This window comes from Neobacillus sp. PS3-40 (assembly GCF_030915485.1).
In the GTDB taxonomy this organism is placed as follows: Bacteria; Bacillota; Bacilli; order Bacillales; family Cytobacillaceae; genus JAUZPL01.
In genome coordinates, this window is the sequence record NZ_CP133266.1 from 4,256,874 (window position 1) to 4,273,213 (window position 16,340).

Sequence of the window (16,340 nt, forward strand, 5' to 3'; positions counted from 1 at the left end):
ATATAGAAAAAAAGCTGGATATATATTGGAATAACGAGATATAGTGGTAATACAGTCATTGGCTAAATAACTGTATTGTCACCAAAAATTAAGTGCTATTCAATTAATCGTTAATGATAAATAAAGATGGAAATAGGTAAACTTTTTAGAATTTTGGAGAATAGATTGAGGTAAAGTAAGTTATTTTCATAAGAAATAGGTGATGGTATGAAGGCAACAAAGGGCCGTATTGCACCCCTGAAATTGAGAATAGTTGCATTAATGATTGATTATGTAGTGATTCTTGGATATGGCCTAATTCTATGGGGAGCTTCATTCTTATTTAAACCTGTCCTAACAGCATTGTTTACAGCATCAGCGGCAACTGCAGAAATCACTGGTGCAATTTTGATTACATTACCTATTACCTTATACTTTATTTTATGTGAATCCTCAAGGCATATGGGGAGTATTGGCAAAAGAAAAATGGGTTTAGCGGTAACGAATGATAGTGGGGAGCGGATTCGTTTTCGAAGATCATTAACCAGAACCATTATTAAATTTATTCCATGGGAACTTGCGCACTTTGCGATATGGCGGTTAAGAATGCCTTCTCACTTCTCTGATACATTTTTATTAGCAATTTTAATTGGTGTAAATATTATGGTTTTACTGTATATCTATATGCCGGTTTTAAACAAAGATAGAAAATCTCTTTACGATTGGATTGCTGGTACGCTGGTCATTTCTATTTCAACTAAACCAAAAAGTGGACGTGATTCATTTTGATAAAAAAAATCAGTAGTATTGGAATTCTAATCGTGATTATTATCATCGGCTATCTCCAAAAGGATGTGTTGTTACACATCATTAGGGAGGGTGGAACAACGGCAATCCTGGTTAGTATGCTATTTGTAGCGATTTGTGTCTTCTTTCCGCTTATTCCATTTCCAGTTTTAGCTGGGATTATTGGGGCTGTCTTCGGCACTTCCCAAGGTGTATTCATTTCATTAGCAGGTGCAACGTTTGGAACAATGGCCTTCTTTTTTCTATGTAGATATGGGTTTAGAGATGTGGCCCAGTCGAGGTTAAGGAAATACCCAAAAGTGAAGGAGTATGAAGAACTTTTAAATAGAAACTCCTTTATTGCAATCTTAACCAGTCGTTTAATTCCACTTATTCCAGCTCCGATCGTGAACATTATCTGTGGGTTGAGTAAAGTAAATTGGTTTAACTTCTTGCTAGCCTCCACGATTGGCAAAATTCCGAATATTTTGCTGCTATCCTATGTTGGAGCTTCTTTCACGAATAACAAACTGCTCTCATTCACTATGTATGGAGTATACATTCTAGTGTTGGGACTGATTAACTTTGTAATTATCTATCGGAAAATGTCTAAAACGAACTAGCTCTTAATAGAATAATTTCACTAAAAAAACTCTTTAAAAGAATCCAACGAGCAGGATAAGTCGTAATAAACTCATTAATCACTTCTGGTGCAAAAAGAATTAAGCAATCCATCTGTATGCCTTTCTTTTTCAAGTCATATAAAAGAGCATGAAGGATCGAGTAGTGATCATTGATCTGGTAACGATTTAGCTTTGTAATTTGAATATGCTGGTCCTTAATGTAGTCTAGTAATGCATTTTTCTGAAACTGAATACTTTCATTCTTTGAGTGGCCACTTAGGGAAATACTTTCATTAATATAATAGATTCCGTTCAATCAGAACCCTCCTGTCACTATTGTTATTGACAGTGTTTAAGGAATCTAATCAAATAATAGAGGATTTTATGTATTTTATTTTCAACATAAAAATTAGAAAGTTTAGGAGAATTATGATGTTTAGTTCTGCAATACATGGATTTCTACTAGCCTTCGGGCTTATTTTACCTTTGGGGGTACAAAACGTGTTTGTATTTAACCAAGGAGCTTTGCAGATGAGATGGGTGAATGTCCTACCAGTTGTGTTAACCGCCTCAATATGCGATACCATTCTGATCTTGCTTGCTGTTTTTGGTGTTTCAGCAGTTGTTTTAGGCTTTATTTGGATTAAAACAATACTAATTATTATGGGAATTTTATTTTTAACATACATGGGTTATTTGACATGGAAAAGCAAGCCAAGTGCAAATGCAACTGATGGTCAACTATTGGGAGCGAATAAGCAAATAGCCTTTGCTGCGTCTGTTTCATTACTAAATCCACATGCAATTCTGGATACGATTGGAGTAATTGGGACAAGCTCTTTATCCTATTCAGGTCCAGAAAAAGTGGTATTTACTCTAGCGTGTATTCTTGTATCATGGCTTTGGTTTTTTGGTCTGTCAATTGCTGGGAGAATTGTTGGAACTCTCGATTCAACTGGTCGGTTTATTTTAGCACTTAATAAGGTATCAGCCATTATCATGTGGGGAACGGCACTATATCTTGCCATTTCAATTAAATAATAAGGTTAAAAGAAAAAGTGTATAAATGAAATGGTGACATATCAAAAAAATATCCGGCCCTAGACCGGATACCAAAAAAATTTTAAATTATGGGGGTGAGTTCGTCCTGAACTATTACCATCATAACGAGTAAAAATGAATAAACTATGACCAAATGTGTAAAAAACAATGAAAGGAATAATAGGATATGAAGATCCGTACACCTACGTATTTCCAATCTTCATCCGTTTTCCTATTGCCTTTGTAAAAAATAAACTCATCAAAAAGCTGATGGAGCCAGTAACAATTAGTACAATCCCAAGGATTTGTAAATGTTGTGCGGTGATTTCTTTTCCAAATACAAGCCCTAAAACAATAGAAGATATAATCGATCCTAAATAACGGCATGTTTGAAATAATCCTGATGTTGTCCCAATAATAGAAGGAGGGCTCTCCATTAGCATTGCGGATTGGAGGACAACATTTCCGATTCCATAACTGATTCCCATTAATGATAAAATGAGCCCCATACCCCAGTAAGGGGCATGGACAAAGAAAAGGGATAAGCTTACTGCTCCAATAATAGACAGAAAGGAGCCAATAATTATTGGTTGCTTCACACCAGATTTGTCAATCCATTTTCCTGTTAATGGAGAAATGAAAATACTAACGCCAGACATAAAAAGCATTAATAAACCAGTCGTTCGTACACTTAAGTGCATTTCATCTTGAAAATAGCTTGGAAGGCCAAAGAATAAGCAATAGAAAAAAATATTTAAAAATATAAATTGCAAATAGACCCACGAAAGCTTTGGATGTGTTTTAAATAACCTAATATCGATAAACGGTTCTTTTTCCCTCAATTCCCACCAAACAAATACCACAAGAAAAACAACTCCTGTGATTCCGGCAACAAAATGTACTTTTGTTTCGATTGATAATAAAAACCAAAGTAAAAGAACAATTCCAATCGCAAATAAACCAATTCCAATAAGGTCCATATGGGTTAGGAGGCTCGTTAATTTTACACCCTTTTTTTTCTGATCCTTAGGGAACACATACCATCCTAACAAAAAGCTAATCAGAATAAACGGAAAGTTTACTTTGAAGATTGCAGGCCAATCCCCCCACACAATCAGAAAACCGCCTAAAGTAGGGCCCAGTGATGTCATTGCTGAAGCAAAGATAGACAAAACGGCAAGCGCCGATGCTTGGCGTTCATGGATATGATCCCGAATGAGTGACATCCCAGATGGATATATCGCGCTGCTTCCAATCGATTGAAATAAGCGCATAATCAGTAGCATCATAAATGAGGTTGAGAGGGGTGCCCCAATTGCTGAAATGGCAACAAGAACTAAACCGATGAGAAATGTTTTCTTGCTCCCAATTAAATCCCCAATTTTTCCAGTAACAGGTTGTGCAACTGCACTTGCCAAATAAAAGGAAGAGATTAGCCATGAAACAGTTGAAAAGGATAAATGAAAATCCTTTTGAATGCTGTGTAATGCTAATGAAATCATCGAAGAATTAAGCGGATTTAGCATTGTCCCGGATGCAATTGCTGTTAAAAATAAAGCACGATTCTTTTTCATGAATTTTTTAGCCTCTTACCTGTGTTAAGAATTCTGCAGTTGTTCTACTTTTACCGATTCTAGGAAAAATAAATTGAATACTTGCCTGATGTGCTTCTTCACTGAATGTGGTCATTGCATCGGTAATAAAAATCTGATTATATCCAAATTGGAATGCTTCACGAGCTGTACTCTCAACGCCAATATTGGTAGCAATACCACATAAGACAATCGTATCAATTCCACGGCGGCGAAGCTGAAGATCTAAATCCGTTCCAAAAAAGGCTCCCCATTGACGTTTTGTTATTACATAATCTTTTTCTGTGACGCCAAGTTCAGGTACAAGCTCATCCCAGTCGATTGGACGATTAGTTGGTGTTGGAACAAATTCATCTATCAATGGCTTGAGAACGTCTTTTCCATCAAGAAAACTAACGCGGACAAAGCTGATAAATCCGTTGTTTTGACGGAATAAATCCACCAGTTTTACTGCCTTTTCGACAACCTCATTTCCGCCAGGCATTGCGACAATTCCTTTTTGTAAATCAATTAAAATAAGTGCAGTTTTTTGATAATCAATATGTAATGTATTCATTGGTATGTCTCCTCGTTAAGCTTATTAGAAAGTTTATCTTTGTTAACGCACTAAAGTAAGTAACTATCGTTGATAAATAGTCAGCACTTAAATCGCATAAGTGCAATTTGGCAATCGACGGCGCTAGGGCAAGTTCTCTTTAATCTGTCTTATTTTACTTCTCTTAATCACCATTTACAAATGGGGGTTCCTGTTGAAAATGGATTGCAATTGATTATGGTGGATAAACTAAAATGCTATTCATTTGAAAAGACATGGTAGGAGTTTAAAGGATATGACTAAACAAGTAAAAAAACAAATGGAAAATAAAACAATGTTGATTTGGAAAATGGCTATTGCCTCAGCATTATCATGGGAAATAGCAAAATTAGCTGGATCACATCACCCTTATTTAGCTCCTATTTCGGTGGCCCTTTGTTTACAAACCACTGTGAACAGATCAATTCTCTTTTCTTATCACCGTATGGTCGGAACAGTTATTGGTATATCGCTAACGGTACTCGCAGCTCCATATTTAAATGTAAATGGGTGGACATTAGGTTTATTAATTTTAGTTGGAGGATTTGTGACCAAATGGTTAAAACGTGATGAAACAGCTTTGCATCAAGTCGCTTTAACCGTTTTGTTAGTGTTTGTATTTGAACATAAGGCAGGTAGTTATCCAATTGATCGGTTCAGGGATACTTTAATTGGGGGCTCATCGCGGTTCTCATTCATATGACTGCAAATCCTCCAAATTTTACAAAGCAGGCAGCGAAAAGTTATCAAAAATTAGCTGAACAGTTAGTATTAATATTTAGGAACGTCTCCAATTGGATTCAGTTTGGCTTTGAAAAAGGGGAAGGATATGAGCTACAAACAGAAGTGAAAAAATTACTTAAAGATTTGCATCAAACAAAAACATTGATGAAAGATGCAGCTGACAGTTTGGAATATAACCCGTTTGGAAAAAAGAGTATCAAAGAACTGCAGGAAATGAAGCAACGAATCTATTACTTAAACCAAGGATATACGTATTTATCATCTATTGTCGGAACGTTTGTGGCATGGTCCGCGGCTGGGACAATCACTCCCTTGCAGGTTTCAGAATGGACAGAACAACTAATGGCGTTTATCCCTTTTTTGAAGCACAAGGAAACCTGGCTAAGATTGAACAGCCAGGTAAGGTATTAAAGGTTACAATCCCAATCGAACTTGAGAAGCAGCAATATCATGTTTCTTTGTACCATGAAACGACCTCGTTGTTGAAAAAGTTGGACGAGATGCCTAAGAATAAGGGGGTAGGAAGTACCATATACGGGCGCATCATCTCATAGTCTTCATGCTCAAGCATGTGACAGTGCCAGACGTATTGTCCAGTGAAATGGGAAAAGGGAATAATTACTCTTGTCACATGATTAGGTGGCGATTTAATAGTGTCTTTCCAGCCTTTTTCACTTGGATGAGCTGAAATAGCCGCACCCGTGTATACGATTTTCCCCGTTTTTTTATAATATTCTACATCGAAGGGGCGACGATCCAATAGTTGAAATTGGACTAGATGGATATGAATAGGGTGATCATCATTGTTAACGTTGACAAAGCTCCAAATCTCGGTGCTACCGATCGTCGGATTTTCCGAAATGGGTTCATCCCACGTTTTCTTATCTAAAAGGAATAGTGGCCTTCCGAATTTATCCTTTTCTTCACTTAATTCTAGATATCTATTTTTGTGAGCCATATACTCTTGCAGCCAATTAATTGATCCCATATAGTGTGGTATCACACTTGTATCAATGCTAGTTCGTACTTTTGTCACGTTGAACTGCATGACAATTCCGGTTGTTTCTTTGTTAACAGGATCTCCACCAGGATAATGAGTGGGGGCATCATTGGTTAGAACAATTGACTTTCCTTCAAGATTGGTGAAATCAACAATTACATCAAACCGCTCTGCAGGAGCAATTAAAATAGATTTCATTCCAACTGGCTGTTCAAGAAACCCACTATCTGTGCCAATTTGATATATTAATTGTCCAGAATCGAGCTTTAAATTGAAAAAGCGGGCATTTGCTGCATTTAAAATTCTAAAACGATATTTCCTTGGTTCCACCTCTAGATAAGGCCATACTTTGCCATTAACAACAATCATATCGCCAAAAAAGGAAGGGATAACGGACGGGTCATTACCTTGAACGGGTTTTTGAGGCTGCTTCGGGTACACGAGGGTTCCGTCCTCACGTACCGACCGATCTTGAATCATCAGCGGAATCTCAAATTCTCCCTTTGGTAGATTTAACAAGCGTTCATTAGGATCTCTGATGATATAAAAGCCTGCCAATCCGGCATAAATATTTAAACGTGTTAGTCCAATTGCATGGTCGTGGTACCACAAACAACGCGAACTTTCTCCATTCTGATATTCAACTATTTTTTTTTGAAAAAATGGACCTGTTTTTGCAAAATCCTTTGTAAACCAGGCTTCAGGATAGCCGTCACTTGCGGGCTCCGTTCGTCCACCATGCAAGTGGACGACCGTTCTAACGTTAGGTTTCTCTTTCTCTGCTCCATGAACAGTATGATCTATCGGCAAAAAATGTTTTGTCGGCAAACGATTCATCCACTTTACATACACCTTTTCCCATGACTCCACTTCAATTGTCGGTCCAGGATATATTCCCTCAAAACCCCATAGCGTAGTTTCAGGCAATTCACTATGCAGGGTTTGCTTGGCTTCCTTCATCGTCACTTCATAATAGGTATATTCCCTCGTTCTCCACCTGGGTTTCAAGAGAGGAGGTATGGGCAGTGGGTCTATAAATTTTGTCAGCTTCTTCATGCACTCACCCCCAAAAAATATCTTATTTATAAATATGATTGTTCATGTGAAAATTATGAATTCTAGGAATGGAATGTTCTTGAATATAAATAGGGTAGGAATTGAATGAAAATGGTAATTTATTTATTTATTTTAGGATATTGATACTTTAGAAGATTTTGAACCAATAAATGTTCATTTGAGGAGGGATGGGATTGGACGTTGTTGGTAAAAGTGTCATTCGTAAGGAAGCGTTAGATAAAGTAACAGGCAAGGCAAGATATACTCATGATTATCATTCTACAGCAACGCTTTCAGCAAAAATGGTCATTAGCCCTTACGGCCATGCTAGGATTATTGATATTGACACGGTGGAAGCTTTCAAAGTTCCAGGAGTTAGGGCCATTCTGGCAGGAGAACATTTTCCGCTAACGGGTGAATCGATTCGTGATCGTCCGCCCATTGCTGTCGATGTTGTGCGCTATCATGGTGAAACAGTGGCACTTGTAGTTGCGGATACTCCAGGTCAAGCGAAAAAAGCAGCTGATTTGATTCGAGTAAAATATGAGTTACTCCCTGTCGTTAATTCACCAACAGCTGCTTTTCAAAACGGAGCACCGTTAGTGCATCCCAAATTGGGCGATTATCAAAAGGAACAGGATATGAATCCTATCCCAGGGACGAATATTGCCTCACATGTAAAAATTAGAAAAGGAAATATGGATCAGGGATGGGCAGAAAGTGAAACCGTGATGGAAGCAAGTTTCAGCCTTGCCCCATCAGATCATGCGGCGCTGGAAACACGATGTGCGATTGCTGAAATTTTACCAGATGGTAATATTACTATCACTACCTCCTCACAAGCCCCTTTTATGGTCAAACAGATGATTGCTACTTACTTTAAAGAGGATATGGGGAAAATTATTGTCAACACTCCATTGGTGGGTGGTGCATATGGGGGAAAAGCGTCTGTACAACTCGAAATTCTAGCTTATTTGGCCACTAAAGCAGTTGGCGGAAAACCGGTTAAGATTTTAAATACGAGGGAAGAGGATATATTAACCTCCCCCTGTCATATTGGGCTTGATGCAAAAATTAAGTTTGGTGCGGATCAAAATGGGATGATCAAAGCAGCCGAAATACGTTATTTATGGGATGGTGGTGCATATTCAGATAAAGCAACTGATTTAACGAGAGCAGGTGCAGTGGATTGTACAGGACCTTACAATATTGAAAATCTTTGGTGTGATTCGTACTGCATGTATACAAATCATCCCTATGCAGCTCCGTTTCGAGGCTTTAGCCATTCGGAGCTTTCGTTTGCGATTGAACGGACAATGGATTTACTGGCAGAAAAGCTTGAAATCGATCCGCTCGAACTACGCCGCAGAAATGCAATCCTGCCAGGAAATAAGACACCAACAAGAGTTCTTTTAAATAAAAGTAATGTAGGTAATCTACCAAAATGTATTGATAGATTAAAAGAATTGATTCACTGGGATGAAGGTCCAGTGGTTGAAGTAAGCGATCGTATTATCCGGGTAAAAGGGATTTGTTGTAGTTGGAAAACCTCGACGATTGATGCCAATGCACCTTCCGGGGTTATTTTAACCTTTAACCGCGATGGCAGTATTAATTTAATGTCAGGTGTCATTGAAATCGGCACAGGATCAAAAACAGTTCTTGCCCAAATTCTTGCAGAACGGTTGAAAATGGACGTTAATAAAATTCATGTGCGAATGGAAGTGGATACACAGACTACCCCTGAACACTGGAAGACGGTCGCGAGTAGGGCGACATTTATGAATGGTAAAGCCGTCCTAGAGGCAGCAGAAGATATTATTAATCAATTGAAAGAAGTAACCGCATGTGTTTTACGCTCGCCGAAAGAAGATTTAGAAGTGGCGAATAGCCGAGTATTTTTACGTGATGATCCTTCAATTGGGCTCGATTTCAAAGATGTTGGATATGGCTATCAATACCCAAATGGCAATTCAATAGGTGGTCAGATTATCGGTAAAGGAAATTATATTTTACGGCGGATGTCACGCTTAGATCCAGAAACAGGTGCTGGCCATCCTGGACCTGAGTGGGCAGTGGGTGCGTACGGAGTAGAAGTTGAGTTTGACCGAAATGATTTTTCTTATCGGCTTTTGAAAGCAGTATCAGTTATTGATATTGGAACCGTTTTAAATGAAAAAGCAGCAATCGGTCAGGTAATGGGTGCGATGAGCATGGGCTTGGCATTTGCTGGCAGAGAAACGTTTTATTTTGATGAACTTGGCAGAGTGCTGAATCCCCAACTTCGGACGTACCGCCCGCTCCGATATGGAGAAAATCCGGAATATTTAGTTGATTTTGTTTTAACTCCGCAGCTTGATGCCCCGTATGGTGCACGGGGTGTTGGTGAACATGGTTTACTAGGCATGCCAGGAGCACTTGGAAATGCATTATCGACAGCAGCAGGGGTCTCACTTCATCACCTACCTCTTATTCCAGAATTAATCTGGAGAACAAAGGAGGGAGATGTTTAATGCTGCCCTTTGATTTTGATTATTTTAAACCTGGAACGTTAAAGGAAGCAATCGATCTTTTTCAAACGCTGATTCAGCAAGGAAGACAACCGATGTATTTTTCAGGTGGAACGGAGCTAATTACGCTTGGCAGGATTGATCTAGCCTATTCTGACGCCGTAATTGATATAAAGGAAATACCTGAATTTAGGGTAAGAGGGGTAAGTGAGGATTTAGTCGTCCTCGGCAGTGCATTGTCATTAACTGAGATTGAGGAGGATAATTTATTTCCATTGTTAACAAAAACAGTCAGAGAAATTGCTGATCATACAGCACGGTGCAAAATAACACTTGGCGGAAATATTTGTGCGCAGATCTTTTATAGGGAGGCAGTTCTTCCGTTTTTGCTTGCAGAAAGTCAGGTAGTCATTGCAGGACCTGAAGGGATAAAAGTGACACCAATTAATGACCTTTTCAATGAACAGATACAATTGGGAAGAGGCGAGGTGCTTGTTCAAATTGCGACAAAACAGAGGTTGATTGATGCACCATTTGTGATTATTAAGCGCCGTCAACAGTGGAATAATGGTTACCCACTTATTACGATTGCCGCTTTGAAAATTGATGGTGAAATCCGCTTTGCTCTTAGTGGATATAGTCCGTTTCCATTTCGATCAAAAGAAGCAGAGGTATTTTTGAACAATCAAGAACTGGCGTTTGCAGAAAGAGTTAACAGTGCAATTGGGGTATTACCACAGCCAATTTCCGATGATGTTGAGGGCACAGCTGAATTTCGAGTATTTGTACTGCGGAACTTGCTTATGGATATCTTGGCGGCAATGGCTGAATCAGAAGGAGGTACCGTGTAATTTGAAAATACAAACGATCGTATTAAATGTTAATGGGGAAATTCATACAGTCACGGTTCGTTCCGCCGATACCTTATTATTTGCATTACGAAGTAAACTAGGATTAACGGGGTCAAAGCCAGGTTGCCTTAATGGAGACTGCGGTGCCTGTACCGTTAATGTGGATGGTTGGCCCATGAAATCGTGTCTGATGCTGGCGGTGGAAGCAGTTGGCAAAAAGATCACTACCATTGAAGGATTATTGAATACTCCAATTCAAAAGGCCTTCGTTGAGGAATTTGCTTTTCAATGTGGGTACTGCACGTCAGGCTTCATTATGAACAGTCATTCATTAATTGAGCAGCATCCTGATGCTAATGATCAGATTATTAAAGAGTGGCTTGAATCAAACATTTGCCGGTGTACCGGTTATGCGGAAATTGAGAGAGCGGTTAAATCAGTTTTGGAGGAGCGTAACAAGAATTGAGCCCTGGGAGTGATCCTCAGGGCTTTTCTACTGGATTGGCGGGTAAACTGTGAAAACGCGCGGGTAAAACACGAAACCCGGCGGGTAAACAATAAAACCCGGCGGGTAAATACCAAACCTCCAAGGAAACAGGAAAATCTGCAGAATTCAGCTCTAAAATAGTAGAGGATTGACCTATCACTAAGTCAATCCATTCCCTGCTAATCAGAATTTATATTCATAAATTCTACTAGTGCATAAGGGCAACTACGCCTAATCATCGCCTTTTGGGGCTCGCCAATCGGCGAGTTTTCTTTAATTCAAAATAGGTATCCATCACTCTACGCCCAATTTTCAGGCTTGCTCGATTATCTTCCTTCCCTTGGTATGCCCATGGGACTAATACAGCCATGGCAATTTCGGGATTTTGACTTGGTGCATAGCTGACTAAGCTCAAATTCATGACTGCTGGAGGTATTTTACCAAACTTGCTTCGCTTGGGGCCATCATAAAAAGCCTCTGCAGTACCTGTTTTTCCTGCTGGTGAGTAGGGGGCATCGCCGAAGAATTTATATGCTGTTCCACCGGGTTCTTGCATGACCTTTTTAAATCCTCTATGAACACGGTTCAGCCACTCTTGTTTCACATCAATGCTGTTTAGAACAGTTGGCCTAAATTCCTTGACAATTGGCCCAATCTCCTCGTTTTCATCTACAGGGTCCCGAATTTCCCTAACTAAATGGGGTTTCAAGCGATATCCATCATTGGCGATAGCAGAAATATATTGGGCTAACTGCATAGCTGAATAGGTGTCGTACTGACCGATCACTAGATCAAGCAGAAAGCCTGGAAGTTTGCTAGTTCCTTTAAAACCAGTCTGTTCATTTGGTAGATCAACGCCCGTTCTTATACCAAGCCCGTAGCTGGCAAATGAATTTCGGATTAATTCAAAGGCTCTTGGTTCACTTAGATGCATTGGTTTATCGTACTCATAATGTCCCTTGCCAATTTTAATGGCCGTGTGAAACATATAAACGTTCGATGATTTCTTTAAGGCGTCAATGTCGTTTAAAGTTCCTAAATATGCATATGATTTTTTTAGCGGCGTCCCTTTAATTTTCAATCCTCGATCATTAAAATAGGTATTTGGGGTGATAGCCCCAGTTTTGTATCCTGTTAAAATGGTTGCCCCTTTCACTGTAGAGCCAACATTGTATGTTGTTGTGAAGGTCCCAAGTGCATCATCTACCATTTCAACTTTGCCCGTTTCTTTATTTTTTTCTATCCGTTTCCCAGCCATTGATAATATTTCCCCAGTATGTGGATCCATTAGAACAACATAAGCCCTGTCCAAAAGACTAGTCCCTGGGGATTTTTTAGCAGACCAAAGCTCATTTTTAATAATTTTTTCAACCGCTTGCTGCAAATCCATATCAATGCTTAACACTAGATTTTTACCGCGCTGACCTTCTGAAACGACTTGTGTTTCAAGTACATTCCCAACTTTATCTGTTATATTTTTGGCCTTTGATTTATGCCCATTAAGAATCTCCTCGTATTGCATTTCAAGATAGCTTTTTCCAACCCGATCATTTCGACTATATCCTCTTGATAAAAAATGATCGAGTTGATCAGCGGGAAGTCCTTCATCAGATTTGGTCACGGATCCCAACAACGATTTTAATGTATTTCCAAAAGCATAAGAACGTTCCCAATCAGTCGTAGTATCCACCCCGTGAAGAGATTGAAGATTTTCACTGACAACAGCAAGTTCATGGGGAGAAACGGCTTCATTCTTAACCATTTGCATCGTAAACTTGTAACCACTTGTAAACTCACGATAAATCGAAATGATTTCTAGATCTTCTTTGTCTAATTGTTTTAAATCGGATTCGGTAATTCGCTCAAGTTTTAACTTATCTAATTCTTTATCGGATCTGTTTTTAGATGTAAAAAGAGCACGTTCTTTTGGGGTGATTTTTGCATCAGCAAGGGTTGGATTTTTGAAAATCCAATATTCTTTTTTATCTCGTTCAGTAACCTTATCGGTATTTTTTTGAATTAGCTTTGCCAGCTTTCCAGCTGTTTCTAGCATATCATTCTGGCTTGCGCCTTGATTGGTATAGGTTATCGCGTTTTTAGGGATATTGTCGACGATTACTTTGTAATTGCGATCTACGATTATTCCTCTTGGCACAGGATTTGTGACCGTTACTTCCTCTTTTCTTACTAATTCCCGCTTGTAATTTTCACCATAGACAATTTGCACAAACCCAAGCCGAAGGACCAATAGTGAAAATAATATAAATACACTAAAGAATAAAAGATTAAGACGTAGAGGTTGGGTCTTCCTATTTTTCAACTATTTCACGTCCTTTTGTTGGTTAAAGTGATGAACTACTTCTTTAGAGTTTGCTAAAATCTATTATTTACTTGTAAATTTATAAAAATGTAGGATATGTTAAAATCTCCTGTTGATTTCCGCTCCAATCAACATAGTAGCAAAATCATTTGTCATACCTAACTTTTTAGAATAAATAATTGAAACATTTGGGTATGTCACTCGTATATTAATACGTGTTACTAACAAGGAGAAAAAAATAAGCAGTGACAGGGGGAAGAATGATGAATGGAGAGTTTGAAACCAATAGCGGGGGCCCGTCCATTTTACGCAGGAAAAAGAACCAAATAATTGGATTTATTATTGCATTTGTAGCAATATTTATTCTTGTATTAGGCTATTTCACACTGACAGAAAAAGTTGAACCAGGCTATAAAGGGGTTGTTTATAGCTTAAATGGAGGATTGAAGGATAAGGTGTTAGGTCAAGGCCTTCAATTCATTTGGCCATGGGAGGAAGTAACCCAATACCCAGTCTCCACAGAAACAGTATACTTAACAAAATCTCATACCGAAGGATCTCCTGGAGATGACTCATTTAATATTAATACGTATGATGGCAAATCTGTTAACGTTGATGTGGTCTATTCTTACAAAATGGAATCAAGTAAGTTGCCACATATTTTTACAAAGTTTCGCCGGCAGACACATCAGGAAATTCAAGCAAGCTATTTAAAAACACAAATTAAAACCGTCATGCAGGAAGTATCGACACATTATTCTGTACTTGGGGTCTATGCTGAGAAGCGCGGGGAAGTAACAAAGGAAATGCAGCAGCTAATTACGGAACGTTTGAAAAAGGATGGAATTATCATAGAGAACTTCTCCTTATCGGATGTTCGTCCTGACAAACAAACACTGGTATCACTGCAGGCAATCGCAGATGCACAAAATAAGCAGGAGTTCTTAAAGCGTGAACAAAAGAACAAGGAGCAAGAAGCGATCAATGCAAAGATTGAGGCAGAAGGGAAGAAAAATGTTGCGATTGTAAATGCTGAGGCAGATGCTGAGCAAACTCGAATCAGGGCTGAAGCACAAGCGAAGGCAAACGAATTAATGACTAAATCACTGACACCAGCCATTATTCAAGACAACTGGATCAAGCGCTGGAATGGTGTACAGCCATATGTTAGTGGAACCAATTCGATTGTACAGATACCAGGAGATATATTTAAACAGGTAGAGAAAAAATAACTATTTTTAGGTGTTGTAAACTACCTCTTTTGATAAAACGGACAAAGTTGAAGAAAATATACAAAAAAAAGCTGGCTCAAATGTTTATTTTAAAATGTACCCTATAGAGTAGACACTTAAAAAAAGTCTACCTATAGGGTGCTTTTTTGTATAATTAAGAAATACAACAGAGAAAAACAACACGGAGACGGAGAAAAACTATGAGTAAAAAGATTTTTACAGAGAAAGAGATTAAGTTACTATCATCTAATAAATACGTTAAATCAGTTAGCTCAAAAGGAATCACTTATACGGATGAAATGAAGCATCTATTTATAGCGGAAAAAGAGAAAGGAAAGTTCGCCAGAGAAATTTTTGAAGAATGCGGATTTGATGCAGATATTTTGGGGATGGAGAGAATTCATTCAGCTAGTAAAAGATGGCAAAAAGCTTTCAAAGAAAATGGGATAAGTGGTCTACGTGATACTCGAGCTGGAAATTCAGGGCGTCCAAGAGAAAATGAACTTACTTTAGAAGAGAAAAATGCTCGTCTAGCAGCACAAATTAACTTACTAAAGGCGGAAAATGAACTTTTAAAAAAGATTCGGTTTGCAGAAAGGGGGATGAGAAAGTAGTCCTCCTTCCTTGCCAAAAATATGTCCTCATTCGTTCAGTGATTGAAAAATATCAACTTAAAGACATGGTGAGTTACTTGTGTGAAATAGCAGGTGTTTCAAGAAGTGGTTATTACAGCTATTTCTCAGCGAAGTCACAAGAACAAAGAAAACGAAAAGATGCAGAAGATGAGAAAGTAAAGGAGATTATCTTAAAAGCGTTCAATTTCAAAAATCGTAAGAAAGGTGCTCGTCAAATCAAAATGACTTTGGAGGGTCAATTTAATGTTGTCTATAATTTGAAGCGTATTCGACGGATCATGAAGAAGTATAACATTAAATGCCCCATCAGAAAGGCAAATCCTTATAGACGAATGATGAAAGCTACACAAGAACACAGAGTTGTCCCTAACCTATTGAACCGTCAATTTAAGCAAGATACGCCTGGAAAAGTGCTTCTTACAGATATCACATATTTATTTTATGGAAAAGGTCAAAAGGCTTATTTATCAACGATAAAAGATGGTTCTACCAATGAAATATTAGCCTATAATGTATCAGATCGCATGACTATCGACTTGGCAACAGACACCCTTTTAAAGTTAAAGAAAAATAGAAACTTCAAGAAAGCAAAAGATGCCTTAATTCACTCAGACCAAGGAGTTCACTACACACACCCGGACTTCCAAAAGTCAGTAAAAAAACTAGGATTACGCCAATCAATGTCAAGAAGAGGAAACTGTTGGGACAATGCCCCCCAAGAATCATTTTTTGGTCATTTCAAAGATGAGGCATACATAAAGCCTTGTGAAAACTTAGAAGAATTAAAACGTGAGATTAAACAATATATGACGTATTACAATCTCTACAGATACCAGTGGAATTTAAAAAAGATGACCCCTGTTCAATACAGAGATCATCTTCTAAAAACTGCCTAGGTTTTTTAAAATGT

General features: G+C 38.4%; 15 protein-coding genes. 10 read left to right on the top strand and 5 right to left on the bottom strand.

Annotation, left to right across the window (positions count from 1 at the left end; genetic code table 11):
- Positions 1-207 precede the first annotated feature (207 nt).
- Positions 208-768: an RDD family protein gene (locus RCG20_RS20710; protein WP_308182026.1), complete on the top strand. Its 561-nt coding sequence runs from the start codon at positions 208-210 to the stop codon at positions 766-768.
- Positions 765-1,388 carry a TVP38/TMEM64 family protein gene (locus RCG20_RS20715; protein WP_308182027.1) on the top strand — a complete coding sequence of 208 codons (624 nt, stop codon included), beginning with the start codon at positions 765-767 and terminating at the stop codon, positions 1,386-1,388. Before RCG20_RS20710 ends, RCG20_RS20715 begins: the two co-directional genes overlap by 4 nt.
- Here RCG20_RS20715 and RCG20_RS20720 read toward each other — a convergent pair.
- The gene (locus RCG20_RS20720) at positions 1,375-1,704 is read right to left on the bottom strand and encodes a hypothetical protein (RefSeq protein ID WP_308182028.1); all 330 of its coding nucleotides are present in this window, start codon (positions 1,702-1,704) and stop codon (positions 1,375-1,377) included. The genes RCG20_RS20715 and RCG20_RS20720 overlap by 14 nt on opposite strands.
- A 116-nt stretch (positions 1,705-1,820) precedes the next feature.
- On the opposite strand from RCG20_RS20720, the gene RCG20_RS20725 reads away from it, so the two are divergent.
- Complete coding sequence (locus tag RCG20_RS20725; RefSeq protein ID WP_308182029.1) at positions 1,821-2,429, top strand: LysE/ArgO family amino acid transporter; 609 nt, start codon at positions 1,821-1,823, stop codon at positions 2,427-2,429.
- A gap of 203 nt (positions 2,430-2,632) precedes the next feature.
- On the opposite strand, the gene RCG20_RS20730 is transcribed toward RCG20_RS20725, so the two are convergent.
- Positions 2,633-4,003: an MFS transporter gene (locus RCG20_RS20730; RefSeq protein WP_308182030.1), complete on the bottom strand. Its 1,371-nt coding sequence runs from the start codon at positions 4,001-4,003 to the stop codon at positions 2,633-2,635.
- A 7-nt stretch (positions 4,004-4,010) separates the two neighbouring features.
- Positions 4,011-4,577 carry an isochorismatase family protein gene (locus RCG20_RS20735; RefSeq protein ID WP_308182031.1) on the bottom strand — a complete coding sequence of 189 codons (567 nt, stop codon included), beginning with the start codon at positions 4,575-4,577 and terminating at the stop codon, positions 4,011-4,013.
- A 274-nt stretch (positions 4,578-4,851) separates the two neighbouring features.
- Between RCG20_RS20735 and RCG20_RS20740 the strand changes: the two genes are divergently transcribed.
- Both RCG20_RS20740 and RCG20_RS20745 read left to right on the top strand, forming a co-directional pair.
- Positions 4,852-5,298: an FUSC family protein gene (locus RCG20_RS20740; protein ID WP_308182032.1), complete on the top strand. Its 447-nt coding sequence runs from the start codon at positions 4,852-4,854 to the stop codon at positions 5,296-5,298.
- Positions 5,295-5,750, top strand: coding sequence for a hypothetical protein (locus RCG20_RS20745; RefSeq protein ID WP_308182033.1), 456 nt, complete (start codon positions 5,295-5,297; stop codon positions 5,748-5,750). Before RCG20_RS20740 ends, RCG20_RS20745 begins: the two co-directional genes overlap by 4 nt.
- Positions 5,751-5,787: 37 nt before the next feature.
- Here RCG20_RS20745 and RCG20_RS20750 read toward each other — a convergent pair whose 3' ends face one another.
- Entirely contained in the window at positions 5,788-7,395 is a 1,608-nt protein-coding gene (locus RCG20_RS20750) for a multicopper oxidase family protein (protein ID WP_308182034.1), read from the bottom strand.
- Between the two features lie 194 nt (positions 7,396-7,589).
- Between RCG20_RS20750 and RCG20_RS20755 the strand changes: the two genes are divergently transcribed.
- From RCG20_RS20755 to RCG20_RS20765, 3 genes are read left to right on the top strand one after another with little or no spacing between them, the layout of a single operon-like run.
- Complete coding sequence (locus tag RCG20_RS20755; protein ID WP_308182035.1) at positions 7,590-9,908, top strand: xanthine dehydrogenase family protein molybdopterin-binding subunit; 2,319 nt, start codon at positions 7,590-7,592, stop codon at positions 9,906-9,908.
- Entirely contained in the window at positions 9,908-10,756 is an 849-nt protein-coding gene (locus RCG20_RS20760) for an FAD binding domain-containing protein (protein WP_308182036.1), read from the top strand. Before RCG20_RS20755 ends, RCG20_RS20760 begins: the two co-directional genes overlap by 1 nt.
- 1 nt (position 10,757) lies before the next feature.
- Positions 10,758-11,222 (top strand): (2Fe-2S)-binding protein, encoded by a 465-nt coding sequence (locus RCG20_RS20765; protein WP_308182037.1) that lies wholly within the window; start codon positions 10,758-10,760, stop codon positions 11,220-11,222.
- A gap of 256 nt (positions 11,223-11,478) precedes the next feature.
- On the opposite strand, the gene RCG20_RS20770 is transcribed toward RCG20_RS20765, so the two are convergent.
- Positions 11,479-13,563, bottom strand: a complete 2,085-nt coding sequence (locus RCG20_RS20770) for a peptidoglycan D,D-transpeptidase FtsI family protein (protein WP_308182038.1) — start codon at positions 13,561-13,563, stop codon at positions 11,479-11,481.
- Between the two features lie 263 nt (positions 13,564-13,826).
- On the opposite strand from RCG20_RS20770, the gene RCG20_RS20775 reads away from it, so the two are divergent.
- Together RCG20_RS20775 and RCG20_RS20780 are read left to right on the top strand one after the other, a co-directional pair.
- Positions 13,827-14,795, top strand: a complete 969-nt coding sequence (locus RCG20_RS20775; protein WP_308182039.1) for a prohibitin family protein — start codon at positions 13,827-13,829, stop codon at positions 14,793-14,795.
- Positions 14,796-14,995: 200 nt separating this feature from the next.
- Positions 14,996-16,326, top strand: a protein-coding gene (locus tag RCG20_RS20780) for an IS3 family transposase (RefSeq protein ID WP_374120492.1) whose coding sequence is annotated in 2 segments (ribosomal slippage) — positions 14,996-15,407 and positions 15,407-16,326 — 1,332 coding nt in all. Because the reading frame shifts where the segments join, the coding sequence is not laid out codon by codon here.
- The last annotated feature ends 14 nt before the right edge of the window (positions 16,327-16,340 follow it).